The organism is Halomonas sp. MS1 (assembly GCF_024182575.1).
Lineage (GTDB): Bacteria > Pseudomonadota > Gammaproteobacteria > Pseudomonadales > Halomonadaceae > Vreelandella.
Genome location: NZ_CP098926.1, coordinates 1,809,151 through 1,833,976, shown reverse-complemented (window position 1 = coordinate 1,833,976; position 24,826 = coordinate 1,809,151). Strand labels below are relative to the sequence as shown.

Genomic DNA, 24,826 nt, shown 5'->3' with positions numbered 1-24,826 from the left:
TCAATGATTAGTCTTGTGTAACAGTGTTGGCGTAGTCGTTTTGTAGACGATAGATGCCGCGACCCAGGTCGTTCTCCACGAACCACATCAGATCGTCGGGCTTTTGAAAGCGGTGCGGGCTAACCCATTCGCCGATTGAGTAAAGGCTTTCCACGAACCGAAATGGAACGCTAGGATCGCGGGCATTGGCTACTTCACCGGGGTCGTACTGATCGGAGATAGCGCCGTAACCGACCGGAATAGGCACCAGCCAGCCGCGATAGGGTCGGCGTACACTCCACCGCACAACCTCTTTCTCCTTTCCATCTTTTTCGTCTTTCACTTGCTCAACGAGGCATTCGTGGTTAAGCCGGGAAAGATCGAGCCAGGCGTCCAGGGAAGTGGCACTTTCGTCTTGCGCTTTCAGCGTGGCGGTATGCTCGGCAAGCAGGTCATCACGCAACACCAGCGCAAAGCCCGGTAATAAACGACGTTTGAGGCGTCGCCACTGTTTCACCCTCTCCGATTCAGTGGCACTAAAGCTAATCAGTTCAGGGCGATTGCGCTGCTGAGCATCAAACGCAGGCATGACGCTGCCGCCCGCAATACGCATACCCGCCACCTGCTCAAACAACGCCTTGGCGATAGCGTCGCGACGCTCGGCACTACTGAGATCGTCACCTTCCGACTCCACGCCAATTAACAGGGTGACCTCCAGGTGCGCGCGCCCTTCCTCGACGATGGCGGCCGTGCCACCACTCTTGTCGACGGGGTTGCGCGTCAGGTGAAACGCCTTGATGAAACCGCCCTCGGTCACTTGTGGCTCGATGTAGTGACACACCACGCCAATCTCGTTAAATACCAGCTTGATGTCATCGGGCAGGTTTCGCTCCAGCACTTGCTGAACACCTATAAAAGCGCTCATGGCGGGAAACCCCCAGGTCATGGGGCTAGAGATGGCATTGGCGTTCTGGATACGCAGCCGGGGGAGCACAAGGAGATGGTTGATCATACGGGTTCTCCTTGAAGGCTTTCATCATCGTCACGCAAGGCGTCTTGAAGGCCGTCTAACTGGCGGCGGAAATTGCGTAAAACAAATTCAATCTGGGCTGCCCAAAAATCATGCACTGGATCATCCAGGCTGATCTTCATACGCTTAGTAAGCGTGTTCTTTAGCCATCCCGCTACACGATGAGAAATGTCTTCATGCCAATCTGATCGCCGCCGTGCGGTTGCAAAATCGGGATCCAGCTCGCTTCGTCCTGGGTCGAGCCAATAGCATTCAGCAGTCACCAATCGGCACTCTTTGTCTTTTGACCAGCCGGGGGCTAAACGGTGGAGCTCATACGTAAACATCAAAAGCTCATCGGATAACATTGCTGTCAGGTCGTCATGTAAATCCCGATCCTGATACGTCTTTCGTGGCGCTTTTCCGGACTGGGCCCGGTGTTCATCCTCTTTAATATTTTGTTTGATCCAATTGACCAAATCATTGATCAGTTGGCGAACCGGCGCTCGTCGGCCAAAGCGAGGTAGCACCGACTCAGTGCGAAGCGGAGGGATTACATCACGGGAAATCCAGTTCGGTGGTAGCGAAGCAAGTAAATAGTTCTGGCCACCCCGCTCACTATTGAGCTGAGAGATATTTTGCGGCTTGGTACCACCAAGTTTCTGCACAGCTAAGTTGAGATAGTCGCTGTAACCACCCTCAAACGCGGCGTTATCGCGGCGCGCCTTGCGCCCCGCCTTGGCTTGTTCGCCAAAACGGGCTTCACTAAGCCGCGCATGAAACGGGTGAGTCAAGGCAGTGGCATAAAGCGGAGCTAGTAGATGATAGTTGGCATTATCAGTAGGATCGTCGTTAACCAGCCAGTAGACCTGCTTGCCTCGCGCATGTGAGCTGGGCGTTCCCTTTGGCTCAACAATATTGGCAAAGGCCCGAACCCATGCTTGCGCTTTTTCACGCTCCTTGCTGAGCGCACTGATCAATTCACTGTTATGGTCGAGCGCAAGCTCTAACAGTGAACGCCCTTGCCATTCGAGCTTCAGGAATTTATAGACGTCAAGGGCCGCAGCGTTTCCCGTAACGTCCCCTTGGAAATTTCCAGGGAGGCAGTGGCTACCCACGAGCTCCCCTTGGTCAAGCGACCGGGGCTCAACGTAAAGATTGGTGCCCTTGGCATCCGGATGGATCGCCTTGAGCGAATGCGTAACGACCTGAAGCTGGCCGACACGCCGAGCGGCATCGGCCAGCCACGTTTGCGGCTCGAATTGCGACTGCAGCTTGAGATAGGCAGGATCATCCTGCGTCATTTTTTCTGTTTTGGTCACAAAGCGCTGCTGAATAAATTGTTCGATCAGTTCTCGCAATGAACCAGGAGGTTGGGGTTCTGACATAAGTTCTCTGCCCTAGTTGGGGTACATGCCGTCGGCATGGCATAATGAACCCCGAAGCATTGCTGCCTCGGGGCTTGGATATGGACAGGCCTAAACCCGTCACAGGATTATTATCTTGCAGCGGTGCCTAGCCACGATGCATATCCTCCTGCCCTCACTGTCCCAGAGAGCTTGGGGCTAACATGGCCCGTCAGCATTGATTCATTTGGCGTGAGGCACTGGCCTGCCTCACGCTTTCTACGTTACAACTCTGATCCTTAATAATCAACCACTACTGTCTAACTATAAGAGGCTTGGAGATAACTGCACAGCGAGACTACATTATATACAATGTATGGTCTGCCGCAATGGCAGCTTAGAAAACTACTGCCTAGCCATAGGCGGGAATTTATTCTGCCGCCCAGGCAGCAGCAGTCAGCCCATTTAAGGGCTGACTGCTTCATTTCTTTCTCACAAATCCCAGCGCAGGATGGAAATGCCACCCGTGAGGTGCATAGTCGGTTTTGAGTCGGATGCGACCAAAGCGCTTTGCACAACGCTCGATATCCATCTCCATGGCATCAGCCTGTTCGGCAAGGGCTTCCATGTAGTCGGGCTCGTTCCAGGGAGTGATGTGCGGATTTTCCAATAACCCATCGGGTAATCTATCGAGATCCCTTTCAACCTCCTTGAACTCCTCATCACGACCGTTACGCTCCACGCGGCGAAACAGGTAATCCTCTTTCGCCTCATCCGGTACCAATACAAATTCGCTCTCCTGGGCATTATCCTCACGAAAAGGCGCGTGTTGCATGGCCACCGTCCCCAGCGTCATCGAAGTAGGCCGGTAGAAAAGATAGGCGCCAAGGTCGATCTTTTGTGGCTCCCCACGGCGTTTACGGCGCTGCGTCTTGCTAGACGTTTCAGCTCCCTCAACCATCAGCGAGGCTAGCCGCGCATGTTCCAGATCTACCAGTTTGCCGCTGTGCTCAAGCGCTTCTGACGCCATTAAACGTGGACGGGAGTCGATAGGATCGATTTCTTCTGGCCGTAGCAGGGTGTTGAGATCGTGGGTTTTCAGTGGCCAGTACTGTTCGGTCTCGAAACCTGGGTGGCTAAAGGCAGGCCGCATTCCTTCAAGATGTTTTACGTTGGTGCTGAGCAAAGCGATATTGGCTTCGCTAATAGGATTTTGACGATGGCGGCGAACGCGCCCGGCGAGCTGAATGATTGAGCGCATGGAGGAAGGCTCAACAATAGCCCAATCGTAATCGTGATCGCGTCCTACCTCGGTGACTGGCGACCCCAGCACGATGAATAGTTGATCGTTCGCGTCCCCCTTTAACCGAGTGCGAATATCGGGCAGTTCAAAGACACCAAGCTCATCGCGGCGATCCAGTGCGCGGTCGAGACGGGCCTCCAGCCGGGAGCGCAGAAGCAACGGAAATTGCGAGTGATAAACGCACAAATGAAACTGATAATCTTCAGGGATATCGGTGCGATAGAGCGCCTGAGCAAGGGCCACTAGAGGCGCGATATTGGCCATGCGCACGAGTCCGAAACTTACTCGCTTGCCGCTGTGCGAGTCTATCGTATGGTGAGCCTTATGCAGTTTAAGCGCCTGCTCAACCACCGTTTGCGCCAAAGCCTCGGCAATGGCATCCAGCGATGAAGACGCCGAAAAAGGAACAAGGTAGCCACGCCGTATTGGCGGCTGCGCTGCCAGCTTGGCAGCGCGCTTACGGGCAAAAGCGTCATGAGCAGCATCGAAGCGCACACCTTCGGCGCAGCTTTCCTGAGTGCAGCCATATTCGTCGAACCAGGCACATACCGGCTCAACGAGGGCTCCCAGACCCCCTCTATTGCGCTGATATTCGCTGCGGCCTTCTCGATAGGCATCGAAAAGGCCGCGCACTAGCGCAGGTGGCAGAGTGGCGGAAGAAAGCAGTACCCGAGAGCCCAGCATACCAGCCCAGTAGACCAGTCGCGTTAAGGCGGGCAAGTCATTGATATCGAAATCGTCTGGCTCATCCAGCACAAGGTCGCTGCCCATCAAGCGCAGCATTGGGGCAATCTGATGGCCGCCACGCAGGCTTTCTGTGGCAGGCACCAAGTGGTCGATGGTGGAAACAAGAATGGGGGCGCAAATCAAAGAGCGGGCACGAGGGTCGGCGACAGCCTTATTAAGGACGGGATGCGCATCGACATTGCCCTCAAAATGCACGTGGCTTTGCTCATCCAGTAATTCAGCCCGGGAATCGGAGCCACCTTGAGACTGTTGATGTTCGAACAGCGCACGGCTGGCTGCTCCTCCAACGCGGATCGCAAGATCATCGCTCCCAAGTCCTAAGCGCTCACGATAGGCTTGCCCTGTTTGTAGCGTCAGTGTGCGCAACCCAAGAGCAATCGAAAAACGTGCCCCGATTTCCGGCTCACTCAAGCCATAAAAAATACGCCCATTGGCAATCGTCTTGCCACACCCCGTCGAGGCCATATTGATACCGAAAAAACCTTGGCGCTGACTTTTATCACGCAGCCCAACGGCTAGATCGTAGGCTTTATCCTGCCAGCGAAAACGAGGATTTTTAGTACGTGCTTTAAAACCTTTGTGCCCAGTAATACCGCTCATCGCTTTGACCATATCGGGCAAGCGATGAGCGATCTCCCCTGTTGCGCGCGTTACTCCTAGCAAGTGTTCTTCCAATGGCTGGCTAAGCTGCCGTTTGCCATTAACATTTGCCGTATTCGCATACAGTGGCAAAGACCACTTACCCGATAAGCGTCCATCGCCTGTCAGACTTGAGTAATGGTGATCAGCCAGCATCAACGTCATGCGTGCCAAGTGCATCACATAGGGCGAATCGAGTGGGGGCGTTATGAAGCTCACCACGCTTAGCTGACGGGAGATACGATGAGCACGCTCGCGCCATGCTTTAGTGGTGACTGGCAAACCATGCGGAAATGTCCAATAAGGTACTATTTCTTCCTGTGCCGCAAGCTCCACGCGCTCGTTCCAAGCTGCCGTTATGTCATTAGGAAGCACAGGCAAATTACCGGCATTGATAGGCGTCTTGGCGCCCAACCACTTCTGCTCGCCGGACTGTTCATCAAAAGCAGGCTGCGCGGGTAAGCGGTGATGACTGACAATTAGCCAACCAATCGCTTTGGCAATAGGCGGCAGATGAAGAAACGGTGATGGCTCTTCGCGCGCACCATCCCAGCCATCTCGCTTTAGCTGACCCAGCCAGAGGTCATCGTCCGATGCAGTTGGATTTTGCAGCCGCGCCAGCCAGCTCTCATCATCGTCATCGCCAACGAATGCTTCCAATAACCTAAGCGACACCCACTCATGACGATAACGGTTGCGACCTTCTAACTTACCGACCAGCCTAAGTTGAAAAGCTTCCGTGGCCTTCCCCAGATCGTGGAAGAGTGCCGCCATAGAGGCCAGCAAATGAATCAACTGGCCGCTATGCCAGTCATTTTCATCTTCCGAGCGCAAGATATTACGCCGCGTGGTATTAGTAGGGGTGGCGCCGCGCATATTAAACCGCGAAGCATCGCCCACTACCCACATCAGTTCACTGTGGTCGTGGCCACGAATCCAGTGACAGGCAACGGCGGTATTTTTACGGGCAGTTTTACGCAGCAGTTTGCGCAGTGTATCTAACCCTGCCTGGGTAATCGGTGTTTGCCAGGTACGGTCGCCGCGGCGTTCGGCAAATTGATCGAGAACACGGCGAGTTTGCTTGAGTGCATTTTTATTGCACTGGGAAATCAGCAGCACGTTCATTGCTCGCCACTCCCCAACTCTTGCCCCAGCTCCTGGGCGACTTCCTTGAGCGTATCAATCATAAAATCAAGGGACTCGGTGCGGGTTAAGCGCTCGATACAGGCTTGGCGAAACTCCTGCTCTTCGTCGCCTCGCATAGCGGAAATAAACGCCTGGGGCAGAATCACCGCGTCTTTGACCAGATCCGCCACATCAAACACCAACCCGCCGCGACGGGTTTTGCCGTGCAGTACCGCAAGTCCGTGGGGAATGCCCAATACCCAGGTGGCGGTCGCCGCTAGGCCATAGGCGAGGTAGTTGCCGTGATCAAGAAAGCGGTTGGCAGGGTCAGTGCCTGCGCCACGCTTGGCGCGGGTGAAGTCACCGTAATCGACAGCATTCACGGCCAGCTTGAAAAGCGTTTTGGTGAGTCGGGCTTCCAGGGTAAGTAAATCAACGGTGCTGGGAGCTTTGTTGATCGCTTCGCGGTGGTGAGTCAGTGCGCTATGCAGGTGATCAGTGGCAATACTAAAGCCAGCGTCTTTCATCACGCGATTTGTCCAGAGCGCTTCAATGCGAGTAAGACGTGCCTGCTGAAATGCCCTGGCGGCATCCAGACGCTTGGCATCGTCAAACCAGAAACGCACCCAATATTGGAGATACTCCGTGGGCCGGTACTCGCTTTGCGGGGTCAGCCAAGCGACATCCACATCGATTTCATTGGCAGCAAATAGTGGCGTGCCGCCACCACCGCAAAACCCAACCAGCACACCTGCTTTGGCAAGTTCACGCATGGCCGCTTGTGTTATCGAAGTGCCCGTACCCAATAGTAGTGAGGTGGTATTGGCAATGGGGATATTCCAGTAGCGGGATTTGCTGCCTTCGTCGGTGACGTACTCTACGCGGCCACCGTTCACCAATACCCGACAGTGCTGGAGGTAGTAGAGATTGGCACGCTTGGAGTGAAGGATGGTTTTAAGATCTGACGGTGAGAAATCATCCATGACAGCGCTCCTTGTTAGGAGCCTCTCATCTAATCATTCTTTATGCTTAAGCGCTATTGACCTTAGTCATACTTAGCCCACACCTATTCCACGCTAGCGCCTTAGGCGCAACGTGCTACGCTTCGCGTTACTTTTCTTATTTGGGTGATTCGCTATGCCGATGTTTCGTGTGTTGGCGGCTTCCGCGCTGGTGCTGCTCACTCAGTCTTTGCAAGCCCAGGCCCAAACGTCTGCTGACTGGTCGGCTTACAATAAGCTGCAGATTGGGACGCAACCCAACCAAGCCTCTAGCGCCATTAACCGTTTTCAACCTGCTCGTTTCTCGGTTGGGCCTGTCACTTTGAACGGTGAGTACGCCCTGCTTGTCTCACCCCAGCAGTTTGGCGCTGCTTTGCGCTATTAGCCGTGTAGTGATCGCCGCATGCCATGGTCATGTTAAAGAGGCACGATTTAACATTGTCAGTGCAACAGGATTGTCAGCACACCAGGAGCGCGTAAAATATCGGGCTCTTTTTTGGTTTTGCCAATTGTTATGTTATAACTTATTTATTGGTTAGCGAGGACACTCAATGAGTGAGCATATGCATCGCCATAACAAGGAAGGTCCTTGTCATTTTTCGCTGATGTCATTATCTGCCGCGAAGCGGTTGGGTCTAGTGGCACTGCCGCTGCTGGGTTTATGGGGTTTAGTTTTGTGGGCAAGTGGGTGGCCGCTATGAGTGAGCGCTCACTTTCACGCCTGCAACTGCATGACTTGCACCTTGCCCAAGGCGGACGCACGGTACTTGAGCATGTCGATGGTGACATAAAACCCGGTGCTATTACGGCGCTTATCGGCGCTAACGGGGCGGGCAAAAGCACGCTGATCCAGGCGATTATGGGAGAACTGCGGCCTATTAGCGGCAAAGTTATTTGCACCGTTGATAAAGCACGCCGCGCATGGTTACCGCAGCAACTGGCTCTGGACCTTACCTTTCCGATGAGCGTGGAAGAGTTGGTGATGACCGGCAGTTGGCCAAGCCACGGGGCGTTAAAAGGCTACTGTGCGGCGCATTATCGCAAGGGTCGCGACATCATGGCGCGCCTAGGTATTTCTCATTTGGCCCACCGCCCTTTGGGTGAGCTTTCCGGTGGCCAGCGCCAACGGGCGTTGATTGGCCGTACGCTGATGCAGGAAGCGGAGCTTTTGTTATTGGATGAGCCGTTTGCCAACGTGGATAGCGATACGGTGGATATTTTGATTCGTATTTTGCGCCAAATGGCTGATGAAGGCGTGACCATCATTATTGTGCTGCACGACATGGATCATCTGAGCCACCTAGCCGATGAAGTATTAATGCTGAATGGTGGCCATGGTCGCTGGGTCGCGCCTAGCGCGCTTAACCACCAACATGCATCGGCCAAGGTCGTGCCGTTTGCTTTGGGAGGTCGTCATGCTGGCACTGCTTGATGCATGGTTTGTTGCGCCTTTCGATTATGGCTTTATGCGGCGTGCGGTCGTGGGTGGCTTGGCACTTTCGCTTGCAGCCCCTCCGCTGGGCGTGTTTTTGGTGCTACGGGGCATGAGCCTGATTGGCGATGCGATGGCCCACGCTATTTTGCCTGGGGTGGCGCTGGGCTTTTTACTCGCAGGGTTCTCTCTACCGGTGATGAGCGCCGGGGGCGTTCTGTTCGGCGTGATGGTGGCGTTACTTGCCGGTGCCGTGTCGAAAATGGGCGGCCAGCGGGAAGACGCGGCTATGGCAAGTTTTTTTATTATCTCGCTGGCAGCCGGAGTATTACTCATTTCGATGGGTGGCAGCAGCGTGGATTTAACCCATGTGCTGTTCGGCTCAATTTTGGCGATTAACTCCACAGCGCTACTGCTCATTGCCTCTATCAGCACACTGATTGTGATTATTTTGGCGATCATTTTCCGCGCGTTGGTCGTGGAGTGTTTAGACCCGCTGTTTTTACGCGGGCAAAGCCGCCGTAGCAGCTGGGTACATAGCGTTTTTTTAGGGCTATTGGTGCTGAATTTAACCGCGGGTTTCCAAACTTTGGGCACGTTAATGGCGGTGGGCTTAATGATGCTGCCTGCCACTGCGGCGCGGTTTTGGAGTAAGCGGCTGGAAGGCTTGATAGGTATTGCCGTGGTATTGGCCATGATCGCCAGTACCGGCGGGCTATTGATTTCGTTTCATCTTGATACCCCGTCAGGGCCGAGCATTATTTTGCTGGCTGGGGTGGGTTATCTACTGTCGGCACTGTTCGGCCGCTATCACAGCTTAGCCGCTAAGCTGCGGCGTAAGACAACGCCGCTGGCGCTTGAACAGTCGTCATAACTCTTTGTTATTTTTGAAGGAGCGTTGTATGTCGCTTTTCTCTTCATCGCGCTGGTGGGTGGGTGTTTCGGCCATGCTGGCATTGCCTGCAGCAATGGCTAACGACCGTGTTCAGGTAGTGACCAGCTTCTCTATCTTGGCTGACATGGTCGAAAACGTGGGCGGCGAGCACGTTGACGTAACGTCGCTTGTCGGCCCTGACGGCGATGCGCATGTTTATTCGCCAAGCCCAGGCGACGCCCGCGCGCTGGCCAGCGCAGATGTGGTGGTCTTTAACGGACTGCTGTTTGAGGGCTGGATGGAGCGTTTGATTGAGTCTAGCGACTATACGGGAGCATTGGTCACCGCAACCAACGGCATTCAACCCCGCGCCTTTGCCAAACACGATCATGAAGAACACGGCCATGACGATCATGGACACGACGACCATGGCCACGGACATGACGAGCACGATCACAGTGAGCATGACCATGACCATGACCATGACCATGACCATGGTGATGACGACCCTCACGCATGGCAGGATCTACAGCAGGCAAAGGTCTACGTTACCAATATTCGCGATGGCTTAATCGAAGCAGACAGCGCCAATGCTGAAAGTTATCAAGCAAATGCTGAGCGCTATTTAGCGACAATAGACGAGGCTGATCATGAAATTCGTGATTTGCTGAGCGATATTCCCGCTTCGGCCAGCGTGATTACCGGCCATGATTCGTTTGGTTATTTCTCAAATACTTATGGGGTGAACTTTCTTTCCCCTGTCGGCCTATCTACCGAAGCTGACCCCAGCGGCGCCAGCATGGCCGCGCTTGTGGATGTCATCGAACAGGAAAACGTGCAGGCGCTGTTCCACGAGAACATGACCAACCAAGCCATCATTAATCAGCTGGCCGAAGAAACTGGTCTGCCGATTGCTGGCACACTGTATGCCGATGCGCTGGCGAGCGAGGGTGAAGCCAGCACTTACTTAGGCATGATGCGTCATAACGCGGACGTGCTGCACTCAGCATTAGCTGAACCGGGCCATGATGACCACGACCACGACCACGACCACGACCACGACCACGACCACGACCACGACCACGACCACGACCACGACCACAGCGAGCATACTCACTAAGCGGTCATGGCAACTCTCTTATCGCAAACATTGCGATCACATGGGCGTTTGGCCAAGGATGGCCTGGCGTCAGCGTCACACCAAAAGAGCCTGCGCTTCACGCGCTGGTTGCTGTCATTAACCATTCTCGGAAGGCAGCCATCGCGTGAGTTTCTGCGCGTGACTGCAGTCGAGTGAGCCAGTAGCCTCCCAAACTAACGGAGATATCGAACGGCTGTTGCAGTTCGCCACTGGTCAAGTGTCGGGAAAACATCAGCGGGGGCGCCAGTGCTACCCCAGCCCCTTGCAGAGCCGCTTCCACCATAGCGATGGAAGAGTCAAACACAATGCTTTTCGTCATCGGCAAGCTGCCAGGCAGCCCTGCCGCCAATAACCACTCGGTCCATTCGTCGGCGCGATAAGAGCGCAGCCAGGTCTCGCCTAATACATCGGCGGGGGTAGTGAGCCGCGCAGCGATAGCGGGAGTGCACATGACCGATAGCGACGCTGGCAGCAGTGGCTGCGCTGCGGTTCCATGCCAAGCGCCCGTTCCAAAGCGGATAGCAATATCAAGGCCTTCGCTAGCTAAATCCGCGCGATTGTTATGGGTGGAAAGCCGTAAATCGACGAAGGGGTATTTTTTCTGAAAATCTTCTAGCCTTGGCAGCAACCAGCCGACGGCAAAGGTACCTACCACACCAACGTTTAATACTTCCCGATAGCTACTCTCACCGAGCTGATCCAGGGTATGCGCCATCTGGTCGAACGAGCTTTTAAGCACTGGCAGCAGCAGTTCTCCCTCTTGGGTCAGCATAAGCCCTCGTGGCAAGCGTATGAACAGCGGCACCTGCAGCTGACTTTCAAGCAGCTTAACCTGATGGCTGACAGCCGCCTGGGTCACACACAGCTCTTCTGCGGCACGCGTAAAATTCAAATGTCTGGCCGATGCCTCAAAGGCACGCAGCGCCTTCAGCGGCAAGTAGGGACGCACCACCTTGACCCCCAAATTTTTCTAATGGCTTATGCAAAATATCGCTGTTTGTGAATTGCCGCAGCGCGTCGTAAGTTACCACCGTCACGGGCTTTGCGTCTGGCAAGAACTTTCCACCTTCTCTCGGCATTAATCACAACAGGATTTTGGTATGCGTAAGATGTTAGCAGCAAAAACCCACCTTTTCATGGCTACTTCTCTGCTATTTAGCAGCTCAGCGTGGGCGCTTGAAGAGCCGGACAACGCCAGCATTGAGGCGCTGGTGAACGATACTATCGCGCCGTTGATGGCCGAGCATCGCATCCCGGGAATGGCGGTCGCGCTTAGCATTAACGGCCAGCAGCACTACTTTAATTATGGCCTCGCCAATCAAGAAGCGGAGATTCCGGTCACCGATGAAACGCTCTTCGAACTCGGCTCTGTCAGCAAGGTTTTTACGGCTGCGCTCGCTGGCTATGCCCAGGCTAGCGGCGCCCTCTCGCTTTCCGACCCGGCCAGCCGCTACCTGGCGGAACTTGAAGGCAGCGCCTTCGATGAGATCAGCCTGCTGGAACTCGGCACCTATACCGCAGGAGGGCTCCCGCTGCAGTTCCCTGAGTCGGTTCAAAGCGAAGAGGCAATGATCGACTACTATCGCCAATGGCAACCGGAATTCGCCCCTGGCAGCCACCGGCTCTACTCCAACCCGAGCCTGGGCCTGTTCGGTTATCTCGCCGCACAAAGCCTGGGCCAGCCCTTCGAGATGGCGATGAAGGAGGCGCTGCTCGCCCCGCTAAGGCTTAAGCATAGCTACTTTCAGGTGCCCGAGGCACAGCAGGCGCACTATGCCTACGGTTACTCTAAACAGGATGAGCCCATTCGGGTGAACCCAGGCATGCTGGATGCCCAGGCCTACGGATTAAAATCGACTGCTGCAGACGTACTAACGCTGGTGGAAGCCAATATGAGTGGCGCTGGGCTGAATGAGCCACTAAGCCAAGCCTTGGCGGCCACACGCACGGGGTACTTTGAGGTCAGCAATATGACCCAAGGACTGGGCTGGGAAAGCTATGCCTACCCGGTGGCACTCGACTCGCTGCTGGAAGGCAACTCGCTTGAGGTGGTATTGGAAGCTAACCCTGCCAGCCCTTTGAGCCCTCCATTGCCGCCCAGACAGGAAGCGCTCTACAACAAGACCGGTGCGACCAACGGCTTCGGCGCTTATGTGGCCTTTGTGCCCAGCCAGCAGTTAGGTATTGTTCTGCTGGCAAACCGGAACTACCCAAATCAGGCGCGTATTCAGGCCGCACACCATATCCTGACAACCCTGGCCGAAGCACCCTAAACAATACCGCCGTTGGGCGGTATTTTTTTGCGTTGCATTTTGTCCCAGGGATGGAGAGACTTGCACTACTGCTGCGAATTTTCATCCCTGCAAAGAGCCAATACCATGCGCCTAAACGCCGATTTTAGCCACTTTGCCAGTGTCACGCCGGATCAGTACCGTTGGGTGGACTCCCCCAGCGCTGGTGTAGAGCGCATGATGCTAGACCGCATTGGCGACGAAGTCGCCAGAGCCACCAGCTTGGTACGCTACGCGCCCAACAGCCAGTTCAATCGCCATACTCATGGTGGTGGTGAAGAAATTTTAGTGCTGGAAGGTGTCTTTGCCGATGAGCATGGCCGTTACCCGGCAGGTAGCTACTTACGCAACCCGATTGGCACTGGTCATACCCCGCAAATAGGCGAAGAAGGCGCACTTATTCTGGTGAAGCTACACCAGTTTGATGAAAACGATATTTTGCAACTGGCCGTGCCTGCCCATAGGCTTCCCTGGCAGCCCGACCGACGGCCAGGTATTACTTACAAAATGCTGCACACCTATAGTTCAAAACAGTATGGCCCAGAGCGAGTCAGCCTAGAGCACTGGGAAGCCGATACACTGGTGTCTTATCCACCGCTTGCCGGTGGTTTAGAGCTGTTTGTGCTGGAAGGCTCTCTGCTCAGTGATGAGCAGGAATATGCTACCGGCAGCTGGTGCCGCTACCCAGTAGGTGCGGCACCTCAGTTACGCGCGGGTAATGAAGGCGTGCAGCTTTATCTAAAACGCGGGCACTTAGCCACTGTTAAGCTACCCAGCTAATCTACAAAACTGTTTACAAATCTAGCCTACCAAGCCAATAAACGGCAGCAGCGTTAATAGGGCGATCAGCACCACGGCGACGATTACCAGGACGACCTGCACGGGGTGGGCAAGGAAGCGCCGCCATAATGTTGGTGCATTGCCACTGGCAACCGCTTCTTCGTGCTCTCGCCGCGCGTTAGCTTGGCGCTTTTCCTGATACGCCGCCAATGCCGTTTCAGCGGCCTCGCGCTGAGCGGTGTTACGCAGCCAAATGGCATCGACACCCAGGCGAAAAAAGCCCGCCTGGGTTTCATAGACATCAAAGCCCTGCTCATCGAGCAACTGGCGTACTTCCAACGCCTCTTCATCGGTCACGTGGCGTAGCCGAAACAGCAAGTGGGCCATATTAGTCGCCCATGGCTGCCATGCGGTCTGCCTGAATCACTTCGATCCAGTAGCCATCTGCATCTTTGACAAAGATAACGTCTTTCATCTTACCCTGGTCCGCGCGCTTGATGAACGTTACCTCATGCTCATCAAACCATGCTTGAGCAGCTTCTAAGTCAGGCACACTAAAGCAGATATGACCAAACCCTTGAGGCTCAGCGTTACCGTCGTGATAGGCAAAATCCTGCTGATCTTCTGTGCCCCAGTTATGCGTCAATTCCAGCAAGCCTTTCTGACTGAAGGTCCAGGCAGTGCGTGCTTGAGTATCTTCTGGCACGTTATCGCTGCTTTCTATATTGGCTAGGAAGTAGAGCGAAAACTGCATCTCTTCGAAATCCAATCGGCGTAGCACCTGCATTCCAAAGACCTTGGAGTAGAACGCTAGCGCGCGTTCGGGATCCTTCACCCGCAGCATGGTGTGATTTAAGCGAAACCCTTGGGTTTGCGGCGCTACGGGCGCGACGCCGGAATGTTGTTCGCCTTGAAAACTCATTTTGCTCTCCTGTCGCTAATGCTGATCATTGAATCCATTGAGCCTCACTTACCGCTTACCATGAGGGCTTTAGAGCCATAATACCAGCCTTTACAAGCATGTAGGATTCACTAACGCAGTGTCACATTAAGCGCACTGGCAATACTAAACAAAAACCCTACACTTATTATTCATAAACTTTACAAAAAGCAGTTCCCGCAACATGAGCGATGCCCCACCTTTGAGGCGTCCACAGGAGTTTTCCATGACTGCGATTGATATGACCCTCGGTGACCACATAACGTTAAAGCAGTTAGCCCGTGCCATACACAATGGCTTTTCACCGATTGTGGAAGTTGAATCAATGGATGGTATCTATAAGGTTCGCTTCCATCACGCGAACGGTGTCTCTGATTTAACCAATGCTGAGGGTCATGTCAGCACGTTTTTGGGCACCGGTGAAATTCGCGACACCCTTGGACAGCTGGGTCTCACGCATGGAGTGCTTACGTTTGCCGACCAGTGTGGCGATGAAATGATTGGTGTTGAGGGTAAAGCGATGACGCCTGATGAGATGCTCACCTACGGAACACGCATCTCGTTTCGTTGATAGTTGCTCATCGCGCTGCCCAGGCTTTACAGATTGATCTAAGCCAAGGATAGTACCATCACGACAGGGGCGCCCTTGCTTAACGGGCTGAGAAGCACCCTTTGAACCTGAACCGGATAACACCGGCGTAGGGAGTCGTGGTGCAGCTGCATCACCTCCCAGCCGGGAGGATATTATGCCTTCACGCCCACTCGGCGATTATCTCCGCGATATGCGCGCTGCCACACCGCTGGTACATTGCATTACCAACTATGTGGCGATGAATAGCACCGCTAACTTGCTATTGGCGGCAGGTGCTTCCCCCGCCATGCTGCATGCTCAAGAAGAAGTGGCGGAGTTCACGGCTATGTCTGGCGCGCTATCGATTAATATTGGCACCCTCTCTTCCCCTTGGGCTGATGCCATGGCAGTCGCCGCGCGCACTGCTCATGAAAACCATATTCCGTGGGTGCTTGATCCTGTGGCTGTTGGTGCTACCGCATTTCGCCTGCGTGTTTGTGAGACGCTGCTGGCTTATCAGCCTAGCGTTATTCGTGGCAACGCCTCAGAAATTCAAGTACTTAACGGATTAGCCAGCCAAGGGCGTGGGGTCGATGCAACTGCTAGCACCCAAGAAGCTACAGCCGCTGCCATTGCGTTAGCACAGCAACATCGCTGCGTGGTGGCGGTCACTGGCGAGAGCGATTTCATTACCGATGGCACGAATCATTATCGGCTTAAAGGTGGGCACGCACTCATGCCTCGCGTGACTACCTTGGGCTGCGGATTGAGTGCGCTGGTGGCAAGCTTTGTGGCCGCAAACCACGAGCAGCCGCTGGAGGCCAGCTTGGCCGCCTTGGCGTGTTTCAGCATCTCTGGAAGCCGTGCAGGCGAGCAGGCTCAAGGCCCTGGCAGTTTCCAAGTGGCGCTATTGGACGCGCTGTATCAGTTATCCCCTGACGACCTTTCGACCCTTGCTCAATGGGAGGCGGTGCATGCCGTTTGATCTTTCACTCTATTTAGTCACCGATGCGGGTCTATGCGCTGGCATGGGTCTGGAAAAAACGGTTGAAGCTGCTGTGCAGGGCGGCATTACCATGGTGCAATTACGCGATAAACACGCTAGTGACGAGCACATGATCGCCCAGGCCAAGCGTCTCAAAGCGATGTTGGCAGGCAGTGGCGTCCCTCTGATCATTAATGATCGCCTGAACGTGGCGTTCGCCAGCCAAGCGGATGGCTTACATCTCGGGCAAAGCGACACGGCTGTTCAAGCAGCGCGAAGCACGCTCGGCCAGCACGCCATTATCGGGCTTTCAATTAACACCCCAGCCCAACTTCAGGAGGCACCTGTCGAATTGCTCAATTACGTCGGCTTAGGGCCCGTGTTTTCGACTGGCAGTAAACAAGACCACGCCCAGCCCATTGGCTTTGATGGGCTGGCACAGCTTGCCAATGCGTGCCAACTTCCCAGCGTCGCGATTGGCGGGTTAAAAGCTGAACACATTGCTCAAGTGAAAGCCGCTGGGGCAAACGGTGTTGCGGTTATTTCTGCTATTTGTGGCCAGCCAGACCCCCGCCTGGCTGCACAGGCATTCCACGCGCAATGACCCAGTTCGACCATATCGCGGCGTTTGTAAAGGTCGCTGAGCTGGGTAGCTATACCCGCGCGGCCGAGGCGCTAGACCTTTCTCGCACGCGGGTATCTCGCCAAGTGATGGCGCTTGAAGAGGCACTGGGTGCTCGGCTTATTCAGCGCACCACCCGGCGGCTGCACCTCACGGAAGCAGGCGAACGCTATCTCGTTCGCGCGCAAAGCATTTTGGTCGCTTTGGACGAGGCAGCGGCAGAGATCGGCAGTGGTACCAGTACGGTGAACGGGCGGCTGCGTATCAATGGCCCGATGAGCTTCGGCACACGCTATCTTTCACCGTTGGTTGCACAGTTTATGCAAACGCACCCAGGGCTTGAGGTGCGTTTGGATCTAAACGACCGCCGCGTTGATTTGCTGGAAGAGGGCTACGATGTCGCTATTCGCATTGGCAACCTGCCCGACTCTAGCTTAGTGGCGCGACGGCTCACTCAGTGCCGGATGCTGTTTTGCGCATCACCTGATTACCTCGCCCAGTATGGCACGCCGCTGACTAGTGAAGACTTGGCATCTCACCGCTGCCTTCGCTACCGAAGCGGCCAAAACAGTGGCGATTGGCGGATTGGCCATCAACTACTCAGTATTTCTGGCCCCCTAGAGAGTAATAATGGCGATATGCTGACGCATGCAGCTGAAGCAGGCTTAGGGATAGCGCAACAGCCCAGCTTTTTAGTGACTGATAGCATTGCGAGCGGGCGCTTAGTGCCGATTTTGCAGAACTTACCGCCGGCGTTGCTAGACATCCATGCGCTTTACCCAGCCCGACGCTATTTACCTGCCAAAGTAGAGCGCTTCATTGAGTTGTTGGCGGCGGCGTGGGGTGACCCACCAGTATGGGAAATCGAGCTCGGATTGTCGCCTTTATCGCAACAGTGAAGTGCAAGAACAGTGGATTATCTCAGTGGCTTTCATCTGTAAAGTGGCACTATCGCATCCAACGTGATGCTCGCGACTAAGAGAGACCGCTATGACCACTACTAATACTTCACCACTCACCCTCCATGCCACCGCCTTGCTACGTATCAGTTTGGGCGTGATGGTCTTAGCTCACGGCTTGCTTAAGGTGTTTGTCTTCACCCTGCCAGGCACTGTCAGCTATTTTGAATCCCTGGGCTTACCAGGTGTTCTTGCTTACTTAACCATTGCTGCCGAAGTAGGTGGTGGCCTAGCACTTTTACTGGGCATCTATACTCGTTGGGTAAGCCTTGCTCTAGTCCCCGTACTGTTAGGTGCAGCCTCGGTACACCTGGGTAATGGCTGGCTGTTCTCGAACCCGGGTGGTGGCTGGGAATTCCCTATTTTCTGGACGATTGCTCTGGTGGTACAGGCAGGCCTAGGTGGCGGTAGCGCTGTTGTCAGCCGCAAATTCGCTTAACCGCTCTGCCCGCATTGGCTTCGGCTTGTGCGGGCATCATTAGCCCCCTATAGGCTAACGGAGGTACTAAGATGCTACCCAGCCTGTATATTTCTCATGGCTCCCCCATGCTGGCGCTGAATAAAACGCCGGCCCACGCTTTCCTACGCGAGCTGGGGAAGCGCCTCTCCCCTCGTGCGGTGGTCGTCGTATCAGCCCACTGGGAGAGTCTTACGCTCAAGGTCAGTACTAGCGCACAACCAGAGACGATTCATGACTTTGGCGGGTTTCCACAAGCTCTTTTCGAGTGCCAGTATCCGGCTCCTGGCAACCCTGATTTGGCTGAACAAATTGCGCTGTTATTGGGTGCCGAACGCGTAGAGCGCGGCCTTGATCACGGCGCCTGGGTACCACTTTCGCTGATGTTTCCGGAGGCCAATGTACCGGTCGTTTCCCTGTCGCTACCTGTGCGCTGGGAAAATGACGCGCTAGTCACGCTCGGCGAACGCCTATCAGCATTGCGAAAAGAAGGGGTTCTGATTATTGGCTCGGGCAGCCTGACCCATAACTTATATGAAACGCTTCCCCAGGGCAGCCCCGCCCCCGCCTGGGTAGATGAGTTTGCCCAGTGGGTGAGCAAGCACATTGCAGCCAATGATCGCCAGGCATTGCTCCACTGGGAGAGTGCTCCAAAAGCGCTGGAAAACCACCCAACCCCAGAGCACTTTCAGCCCTTGCTGGTGGCCATGGGGGCAGGTGGTGATGCAACTCAGTTACACCACAGCATTGAACATGGCGTACTGGCAATGGATGTCTATCAGTTCGCTTAAGCCGTTGGGCGAGGCTTCATCGTCGTGCGGCGGTCATGGTAAGCAATTGCCAACCCGCTGCCCATAATCAGCACACTGCCCACCCATACCCACAGATCCGGCAGCTCTCCCCAGAACCACCAGCCAAGCAGCACCGCCCACAGCATTGCGGTGTAATCAAAGGGAGCGGCAATCGCGGCAGGGGCAAAGCGGAATGCCAGGGTAATAAACGCGGTCGCGCCAATACCCAAAACACCCGAGACCAAAAAGCCAAGCCAGTGCCAGGGCTCTGGGGTTTGCCAAACCCAGGGCAAACTCAGAGCCGTGATGATAAAGGGCACTAACGTCATGTAGAACACCATCGCCCACAGGTGCTCCCGAGCACCATAGCGCCGCGCAGTGATCATCATCAGTGCGTAAAAGAAAGCTGCTCCCAAGAGGGTTAGCGTGCCGAGCTGGAACGCATCGCCACCGGGGCGAACCACAATCAGCACGCCAGCAAAGCCAATTAACGACGCTATTAATACGGGTGGATCAATCCGTTCGCCAAGCAACGGCACTGAAAGCAACGTTACAAACAAGGGCGCCACAAAAGCGATTGCCGTAGCCTCTGCGAGTGGTAACAGGGTTAGCCCCCAGACAAAGAACACCATGGTGGCGGTATAAATCAATCCTCTGAGAAGGTGTACACGGGGGCGCTTGGTATGCAACTTGCGCAACCCGCCTGCAAAATGCGCCAACAGGGCAATGAGCGGTAATGACACGAGCGTACGAAAGAAAATAATCTGTAGCGGCGAATGGACTTCGCCTAGCCACTTCGATACCGCATCACCAAGCGCTAAGAACAGAACCCCTAAGCACATGCATAGGATACCTTTTAACGACGTTGTCACGACGCTCTCCTTTTGCCCTTCGGACACTTTATCAGCCGGGGTTAAACAACTAATAAAAAACCCCGCCAATGTGTCACTGGCGGGGTTGCGGATCTAACGTGGCTTTACAAACTTGCGTTGACCACCATGCACTCCATCCCCTGCGCCTGGAGCGTTCTACAGGCGCGCCTGGCGCGCGCTTCGTCCAAGGCGACAACACGGGCGCGGAATACCGGCGTTTGACCAGCTATGGTGTCGATGGCAACCCGTCCTCCCACTTCATGAGGCAATCGCTGAGCTGCCTGACGTGCCAACTGCTCTGCTCGTGCTTCCTGGCTAAAAGCACCTACCTGGATACCCCAATCACCAGCAGTAACAGACCGTTGGGGCGTAGCAGCCAACTCGCGTTCACGCTCAATAAACGTATTCACCGAGTTTGATGTATGGCTAACCGGACTGCTTGTCGGTGTCTCCATAGAGCGCGCGAGACGATCTTCAATTTCAACAGCCGGTGCAGGCGCTGGTGAAGGAGAAAGTGTTGTCGCTGCCAAATTATTCGAAGCCGCTGTATTATTCGAAATCGTTACGTTACTGGCCATGACAGGGCGATTAGAAGCTGGCGGTGTCGACATGGGGCGTTGGCTAGGGGTGCCAGAGCCAGAGAAAGCCATAAACTCACTAGAGAAAGTAGTATTGGCCAGCCATGTTTGCTGGTCACGCAGCGCTGCACGAGCAAAGCTTCGATCTAACAGGTTGGCCATATGAGAATCACGAGATGACCCACTAAAGCCACCCATAACAACACCGACCATGCGGCGATCCCCGTGGACGGCCGTTGTCGCTACATTGAAACCAGATGCACGAATGAAGCCGGTTTTAAGGCCATCTGCACCGGGGTAATTTTTCACTAAGCGGTTATGGCTGGTGTGCCGGGTACCACGATAGGTGAACTCCTGGAGCCCAAAGTAGTGGTAGTACTGTGGGAAGTCCTGCATCACGCGCACAGAGAGTGTCACCATATCCCGTGCCGTGGTGACCTGCTGATCATCAGGTAGACCCGAGGCATTACGGAACGTGGTGGCATTCATGCCTAGCTCGCGCGCTTTTGCGGTCATCAGCTGAGCGAAACGCTGCTCGCTACCACCTAACGCTTCAGCCACCACGACGGCAACATCATTAGCAGAGCGCACTGCTAACGCACGAATAGCAGAATCAACAGGAATGGTACTACCTGCAGAAAGCCACAGTTTTACAGCAGGCATGGCGGCAGCTTGAGCAGACACAGGAAGCGGCTGATTCAGACTGAGCCGGCCGCTCTCCAATGCTTCAAATGTAAGATAAAGCGTCATCATTTTGGTTAACGATGCGGGGTAGCGACGCTCATCGGCATTCTCGGCGTACAGCACCTCTCCGTTTTCCAAATCCACAACAATCCCAGCATAACGCGGATTTGCATGAGCACTCGATATCGTGCTTAGCAGCAATACCATTAACGACAGCGGAAGCCACCAACGCGCGACGATCGTTGCGCATATTCCCCTTGTTGCCATACATGCCCCTTTCTTGTTTTGCTGTGATGTCACACTACCAACCATTAATCTACTTGCCACACTAAGAAATCTAAGACTAGCACGGTAACTCTTCAAGTGAATTAAGAAAGCAGTATAAAAGTTGAAAACGCAATGAAATGCATAGACCAAAAAAAAACCGACCCTAAGGGGTCGGCTTTCATTTTGTTGAGCAACAACGCAGAGACTTACTCTTCTGCCGCTGCTTCTTCAACAACCGGACGGTCAACTAGCTCAACGAACGCCATGGGCGCGTTGTCGCCTGTGCGGTAACCGCACTTGAGGATGCGGATGTAACCACCCGGACGCTCGGCATAACGCGGACCTAGCTCGTTGAACAGTTTGCCGACGGCTTCTTTGGAGCGCGTGCGGGCAAATGCCAAACGGCGGTTTGCAACGCTATCCTGCTTGGCTAGGGTAATTAGCGGCTCGATAACGCGACGCAATTCCTTGGCCTTAGGCAGGGTTGTCTTGATGACTTCATGTTCGACCAGCGAGACAGACATGTTCTTGAACATGGCCTGACGATGCGAGCTGGTACGATTCAGATGACGACCACTCTTACGATGACGCATGGTTGTAATTCCTTACCAAACTGGGACTCGAGTCGACACTCACGCGGAGGCCTTGTCGTCCTTCAGGCTAGCGGGTGGCCAATTTTCCAGCCGCATGCCGAGGGACAAGCCGCGCGCTGCCAATACGTCTTTGATTTCATTCAAAGACTTTTTACCAAGATTCGGTGTCTTCAGCAGCTCAACTTCAGTGCGCTGGATAAGATCACCAATGTAGTAAATATTCTCGGCTTTTAGGCAGTTAGCGCTGCGAACTGTCAACTCAAGATCGTCTACGGGGCGCAATAGGATAGGATCAACAAGATCCTCTTCCTCTTCGACTTCCTGCTCTTTATCAGCTTCCAGGTCGACGAAGGCGGCCAGCTGCTCTTGCAGAATGGTCGCACTGCGACGGATAGCCTCTTCCGGATCCAGTGTACCGTCGGTTTCCAGATCGATAATTAGTTTATCGAGGTCGGTGCGCTGCTCAACACGAGCGGCTTCAACCGAATAGGAAACACGGCGAACAGGGCTGAAGGTGGCATCCAGCTGCAGGCGGCCAATTGCACGTGTCTCTTCATCAGAGCCACGAGCGTCAGCCGGTTCGTAACCACGACCCAGCGCTACCTTAAGCTGAATTTTCAGCTCGGCACCTTCATTGACATGAGCAATGACGTGATCCGGGTTGACGATTTCGACGCTATGATCAAGCGCAATGTCGCCAGCGGTGACGACAGCTGGGCCCTGCTTGTTCAGCGAGAGCACCGCCTCATCGCGGCTGTGCATCTTGATCGCAACATCTTTCAAGTTCAGGAGGATTTCGATGACATCTTCCTGCACCCCTTCGAGCGCACTGTATTCGTGCTCTACACCGGCAATTTCAGCCTCTACCACGGCAGCGCCGGGCATGGACGAAAGCAGAATGCGACGAAGTGCATTCCCCAGGGTGTGACCAAAGCCGCGCTCGAACGGTTCGAGAACGATTTTGGCATGATGTGCGCTGATTTCTTCGACCTTGATGTCACGAGGACGAAGAAACTCTGTCACTGAACGCTGCATATGAACACCTTTCAGGCTGCCAAACGGATACTGAGTACTCTAGAGCACACTACTCAAGAGCATCTGGGCGGTTAGCTTGGCTACCCCGCCCAGGTCTCAAGAAGCAGAAATGTAAATCAAACTGCTTACTTGGAGTACAGCTCGACGATCAGGTTTTCGTTGATGTCGGCAGTCAGGTCACCGCGTTCAGGCAGAGCCTTGAAAGTGCCTTCCATCTTCTTGGCGTCGATTTCGATCCAAGCGATATCGCCACGGTTGGCCGCAATGGTCAACGAGTGTTGAATACGTGCTTGGTTCTTCGCCTTTTCGCGAACAGAAACAACGTCACCGGGCTTCACTTGGTAGGAAGCAACGTTAACGGTGCGGCCGTTCACGGAAATCGCCTTGTGGCTGACCAGCTGACGCGCTTCAGAGCGAGTCGAGCCAAAGCCCATGCGGTAGACGACGTTATCCAGTCGGGATTCAAGCAACTGCAACAATACTTCACCAGTCGCACCTTTCAGGCGAGCGGCTTCTTTGTAGTAGTTGCGGAACTGCTTTTCGAGTACGCCATACATACGGCGTACTTTCTGCTTCTCACGAAGCTGCAAGCCGTAGTCGGAAAGACGCTGACGACGCTGGCCGTGTACACCCGGGATCTGCTCGGATTTACACTTTTTCTCGAAGGGAGTAACACCGCTCTTTAAAAAGAGGTCGGTGCCTTCACGACGAGACAGTTTGCACTTCGGTCCAATATAACGAGCCATGAATCTGTCTCCTTAAACGCGGCGTTTCTTAGGCGGACGGCAGCCATTATGAGGAATGGGCGTCGCGTCAGTGATGCTTTGCACGCGGAAGCCGGCGGCATTGAGAGCGCGCACGGCGGATTCACGGCCTGGACCGGGGCCCTTGACCAGCACGTCTACGTTTTTCACACCATACTCGGCTGCAGCAGTTGCTGCACGCTCACTTGCCACTTGAGCAGCGAACGGGGTGCTCTTGCGAGAACCACGAAAACCCGAACCACCGGCTGTCGCCCAAGAAAGAGCGTTGCCCTGGCGGTCTGTGATCGTCACGATCGTGTTGTTAAAAGAGGCGTGGATATGCGCTACGGCGTCCACTACCTGCTTTTTAACCTTTTTACGGTTACTACGCGGGTTAGCCATGTTGATGTCTATTCCTGTCTTAACGTCAGCTCTCTATTAAAGAGCCTGCGTGTTATTTGCGGATCGGCTTACGCGGGCCCTTACGGGTACGCGCGTTAGTCTTAGTCCGCTGACCACGCAGCGGAAGACTACGACGATGACGCAGACCACGGTAGCAGCCTAAGTCCATGAGACGCTTAATGTTAAGCGTAACATCACGACGAAGGTCGCCTTCTACGGTGTACTTACCAACTTCAGAACGCAGGGTATCCAGCTCATCGCTAGATAGATCCTGGATCTTGGTAGTAGGCGCGATACCGGCAGCAGCACAAACGTGCTGAGCGCGAGTACGGCCAATCCCGAAGATATAGGTCAGCGAGATCGCCGCATGCTTGTTGTCCGGGATATTGACGCCTGCAATACGGGCCATCAGCTTACTCCGAAATTTGAGCGGCTTGCTCGTTTGTTCATCTACAAAAGGCGCAACAGCATACCCCTTTATAAGCCTTATGGCAAGGGGTATGCCGGCACCCGCTTAAAAACAACCCAGGTATTAACCCTGGCGCTGTTTGTGCCGCGGTTCGATACAAATGACGCGGACAGCGCCATTGCGTCGAATGATCTTACAATTACGGCACATCTTCTTTACGGAAGCTCGAACTTTCATCGTTCTCTCCAAAT

General features: G+C 54.5%; 27 protein-coding genes and 1 riboswitch. Of the genes, 12 read left to right on the top strand and 15 right to left on the bottom strand.

Going from position 1 to position 24,826, the window contains the following annotated elements; translation table 11 throughout:
• Positions 1-7: 7 nt before the first annotated feature.
• The 4 genes from csy2 to cas1f form a co-directional block, all read right to left on the bottom strand.
• Entirely contained in the window at positions 8-991 is a 984-nt protein-coding gene (csy2, locus tag NF683_RS08300; RefSeq protein WP_253921713.1) for a type I-F CRISPR-associated protein Csy2, read from the bottom strand.
• Positions 988-2,376 carry a type I-F CRISPR-associated protein Csy1 gene (csy1, locus tag NF683_RS08295; RefSeq protein WP_253921712.1) on the bottom strand — a complete coding sequence of 463 codons (1,389 nt, stop codon included), beginning with the start codon at positions 2,374-2,376 and terminating at the stop codon, positions 988-990. Before csy1 ends, csy2 begins: the two co-directional genes overlap by 4 nt.
• Positions 2,377-2,815: 439 nt before the next feature.
• Positions 2,816-6,148 (bottom strand): type I-F CRISPR-associated helicase Cas3f, encoded by a 3,333-nt coding sequence (gene cas3f, locus NF683_RS08290; RefSeq protein ID WP_253921711.1) that lies wholly within the window; start codon positions 6,146-6,148, stop codon positions 2,816-2,818.
• Positions 6,145-7,131, bottom strand: a complete 987-nt coding sequence (cas1f, locus tag NF683_RS08285; RefSeq protein WP_253921710.1) for a type I-F CRISPR-associated endonuclease Cas1f — start codon at positions 7,129-7,131, stop codon at positions 6,145-6,147. Before cas1f ends, cas3f begins: the two co-directional genes overlap by 4 nt.
• 154 nt (positions 7,132-7,285) lie before the next feature.
• Between cas1f and NF683_RS08280 the strand changes: the two genes are divergently transcribed.
• The 4 genes from NF683_RS08280 to NF683_RS08265 all read left to right on the top strand — a co-directional run bounded on the left by NF683_RS08280 (position 7,286) and on the right by NF683_RS08265 (position 10,575).
• The gene (locus NF683_RS08280; RefSeq protein WP_253921917.1) at positions 7,286-7,534 is read left to right on the top strand and encodes a hypothetical protein; all 249 of its coding nucleotides are present in this window, start codon (positions 7,286-7,288) and stop codon (positions 7,532-7,534) included.
• 312 nt (positions 7,535-7,846) lie between these two features.
• Positions 7,847-8,581: a metal ABC transporter ATP-binding protein gene (locus NF683_RS08275; RefSeq protein WP_089039994.1), complete on the top strand. Its 735-nt coding sequence runs from the start codon at positions 7,847-7,849 to the stop codon at positions 8,579-8,581.
• Complete coding sequence (locus tag NF683_RS08270) at positions 8,565-9,455, top strand: metal ABC transporter permease (protein WP_009723865.1); 891 nt, start codon at positions 8,565-8,567, stop codon at positions 9,453-9,455. Before NF683_RS08275 ends, NF683_RS08270 begins: the two co-directional genes overlap by 17 nt.
• A gap of 28 nt (positions 9,456-9,483) precedes the next feature.
• Complete coding sequence (locus tag NF683_RS08265; RefSeq protein WP_253921709.1) at positions 9,484-10,575, top strand: metal ABC transporter solute-binding protein, Zn/Mn family; 1,092 nt, start codon at positions 9,484-9,486, stop codon at positions 10,573-10,575.
• A 97-nt stretch (positions 10,576-10,672) separates the two neighbouring features.
• On the opposite strand, the gene NF683_RS08260 is transcribed toward NF683_RS08265, so the two are convergent.
• The gene (locus NF683_RS08260) at positions 10,673-11,548 is read right to left on the bottom strand and encodes a LysR family transcriptional regulator (RefSeq protein ID WP_253921708.1); all 876 of its coding nucleotides are present in this window, start codon (positions 11,546-11,548) and stop codon (positions 10,673-10,675) included.
• Between the two features lie 157 nt (positions 11,549-11,705).
• Between NF683_RS08260 and ampC the strand changes: the two genes are divergently transcribed.
• Positions 11,706-12,869: a class C beta-lactamase gene (gene ampC / locus NF683_RS08255; protein ID WP_253921891.1), complete on the top strand. Its 1,164-nt coding sequence runs from the start codon at positions 11,706-11,708 to the stop codon at positions 12,867-12,869.
• 105 nt (positions 12,870-12,974) lie between these two features.
• A complete protein-coding gene (locus NF683_RS08250; RefSeq protein WP_253921707.1) occupies positions 12,975-13,667 on the top strand; it encodes a cupin domain-containing protein in 693 nt (230 codons plus the stop codon).
• Positions 13,668-13,688: 21 nt separating this feature from the next.
• On the opposite strand, the gene NF683_RS08245 is transcribed toward NF683_RS08250, so the two are convergent.
• A complete protein-coding gene (locus NF683_RS08245) occupies positions 13,689-14,054 on the bottom strand; it encodes a DUF6164 family protein (RefSeq protein WP_253921706.1) in 366 nt (121 codons plus the stop codon).
• A gap of 1 nt (position 14,055) precedes the next feature.
• Entirely contained in the window at positions 14,056-14,589 is a 534-nt protein-coding gene (gene gloA, locus NF683_RS08240; protein WP_253921705.1) for a lactoylglutathione lyase, read from the bottom strand.
• A gap of 244 nt (positions 14,590-14,833) precedes the next feature.
• On the opposite strand from gloA, the gene NF683_RS08235 reads away from it, so the two are divergent.
• From NF683_RS08235 to NF683_RS08210, 6 genes are all read left to right on the top strand, one after another.
• Complete coding sequence (locus NF683_RS08235) at positions 14,834-15,178, top strand: hypothetical protein (protein ID WP_089040002.1); 345 nt, start codon at positions 14,834-14,836, stop codon at positions 15,176-15,178.
• A 55-nt stretch (positions 15,179-15,233) separates the two neighbouring features.
• Positions 15,234-15,329: riboswitch (TPP riboswitch) on the top strand.
• A 24-nt stretch (positions 15,330-15,353) separates the two neighbouring features.
• Complete coding sequence (gene thiM / locus NF683_RS08230; RefSeq protein ID WP_089040003.1) at positions 15,354-16,163, top strand: hydroxyethylthiazole kinase; 810 nt, start codon at positions 15,354-15,356, stop codon at positions 16,161-16,163.
• On the top strand, positions 16,153-16,767 hold the full coding sequence (thiE, locus tag NF683_RS08225; protein ID WP_253921704.1) for a thiamine phosphate synthase: 615 nt from the start codon (positions 16,153-16,155) through the stop codon (positions 16,765-16,767). The genes thiM and thiE overlap by 11 nt, the downstream gene beginning before the upstream one ends.
• Positions 16,764-17,684: a LysR family transcriptional regulator gene (locus NF683_RS08220; protein ID WP_253921703.1), complete on the top strand. Its 921-nt coding sequence runs from the start codon at positions 16,764-16,766 to the stop codon at positions 17,682-17,684. The genes thiE and NF683_RS08220 overlap by 4 nt, the downstream gene beginning before the upstream one ends.
• Positions 17,685-17,775: 91 nt before the next feature.
• Positions 17,776-18,183 (top strand): DoxX family protein, encoded by a 408-nt coding sequence (locus NF683_RS08215; RefSeq protein WP_089040006.1) that lies wholly within the window; start codon positions 17,776-17,778, stop codon positions 18,181-18,183.
• 71 nt (positions 18,184-18,254) lie between these two features.
• Entirely contained in the window at positions 18,255-18,992 is a 738-nt protein-coding gene (locus tag NF683_RS08210) for a DODA-type extradiol aromatic ring-opening family dioxygenase (RefSeq protein WP_253921702.1), read from the top strand.
• On the opposite strand, the gene NF683_RS08205 is transcribed toward NF683_RS08210, so the two are convergent.
• The 8 genes from NF683_RS08205 to rpmJ form a co-directional block, all read right to left on the bottom strand.
• On the bottom strand, positions 18,989-19,864 hold the full coding sequence (locus NF683_RS08205) for a DMT family transporter (RefSeq protein WP_232471395.1): 876 nt from the start codon (positions 19,862-19,864) through the stop codon (positions 18,989-18,991). The genes NF683_RS08210 and NF683_RS08205 overlap by 4 nt on opposite strands.
• A gap of 104 nt (positions 19,865-19,968) precedes the next feature.
• Complete coding sequence (locus NF683_RS08200; RefSeq protein WP_253921701.1) at positions 19,969-21,393, bottom strand: serine hydrolase; 1,425 nt, start codon at positions 21,391-21,393, stop codon at positions 19,969-19,971.
• 206 nt (positions 21,394-21,599) lie between these two features.
• Positions 21,600-21,986, bottom strand: a complete 387-nt coding sequence (rplQ, locus tag NF683_RS08195) for a 50S ribosomal protein L17 (protein WP_009723880.1) — start codon at positions 21,984-21,986, stop codon at positions 21,600-21,602.
• Positions 21,987-22,025: 39 nt separating this feature from the next.
• Complete coding sequence (locus tag NF683_RS08190; protein WP_009723881.1) at positions 22,026-23,021, bottom strand: DNA-directed RNA polymerase subunit alpha; 996 nt, start codon at positions 23,019-23,021, stop codon at positions 22,026-22,028.
• 125 nt (positions 23,022-23,146) lie between these two features.
• Positions 23,147-23,767, bottom strand: coding sequence for a 30S ribosomal protein S4 (gene rpsD / locus NF683_RS08185; protein ID WP_009723882.1), 621 nt, complete (start codon positions 23,765-23,767; stop codon positions 23,147-23,149).
• A gap of 12 nt (positions 23,768-23,779) precedes the next feature.
• Positions 23,780-24,166 carry a 30S ribosomal protein S11 gene (gene rpsK, locus NF683_RS08180; RefSeq protein ID WP_009723883.1) on the bottom strand — a complete coding sequence of 129 codons (387 nt, stop codon included), beginning with the start codon at positions 24,164-24,166 and terminating at the stop codon, positions 23,780-23,782.
• 52 nt (positions 24,167-24,218) lie between these two features.
• Positions 24,219-24,575, bottom strand: a complete 357-nt coding sequence (rpsM, locus tag NF683_RS08175; protein WP_009723884.1) for a 30S ribosomal protein S13 — start codon at positions 24,573-24,575, stop codon at positions 24,219-24,221.
• Positions 24,576-24,698: 123 nt separating this feature from the next.
• Entirely contained in the window at positions 24,699-24,812 is a 114-nt protein-coding gene (rpmJ, locus tag NF683_RS08170) for a 50S ribosomal protein L36 (RefSeq protein WP_009099023.1), read from the bottom strand.
• Between the last annotated feature and the right edge of the window lie 14 nt (positions 24,813-24,826).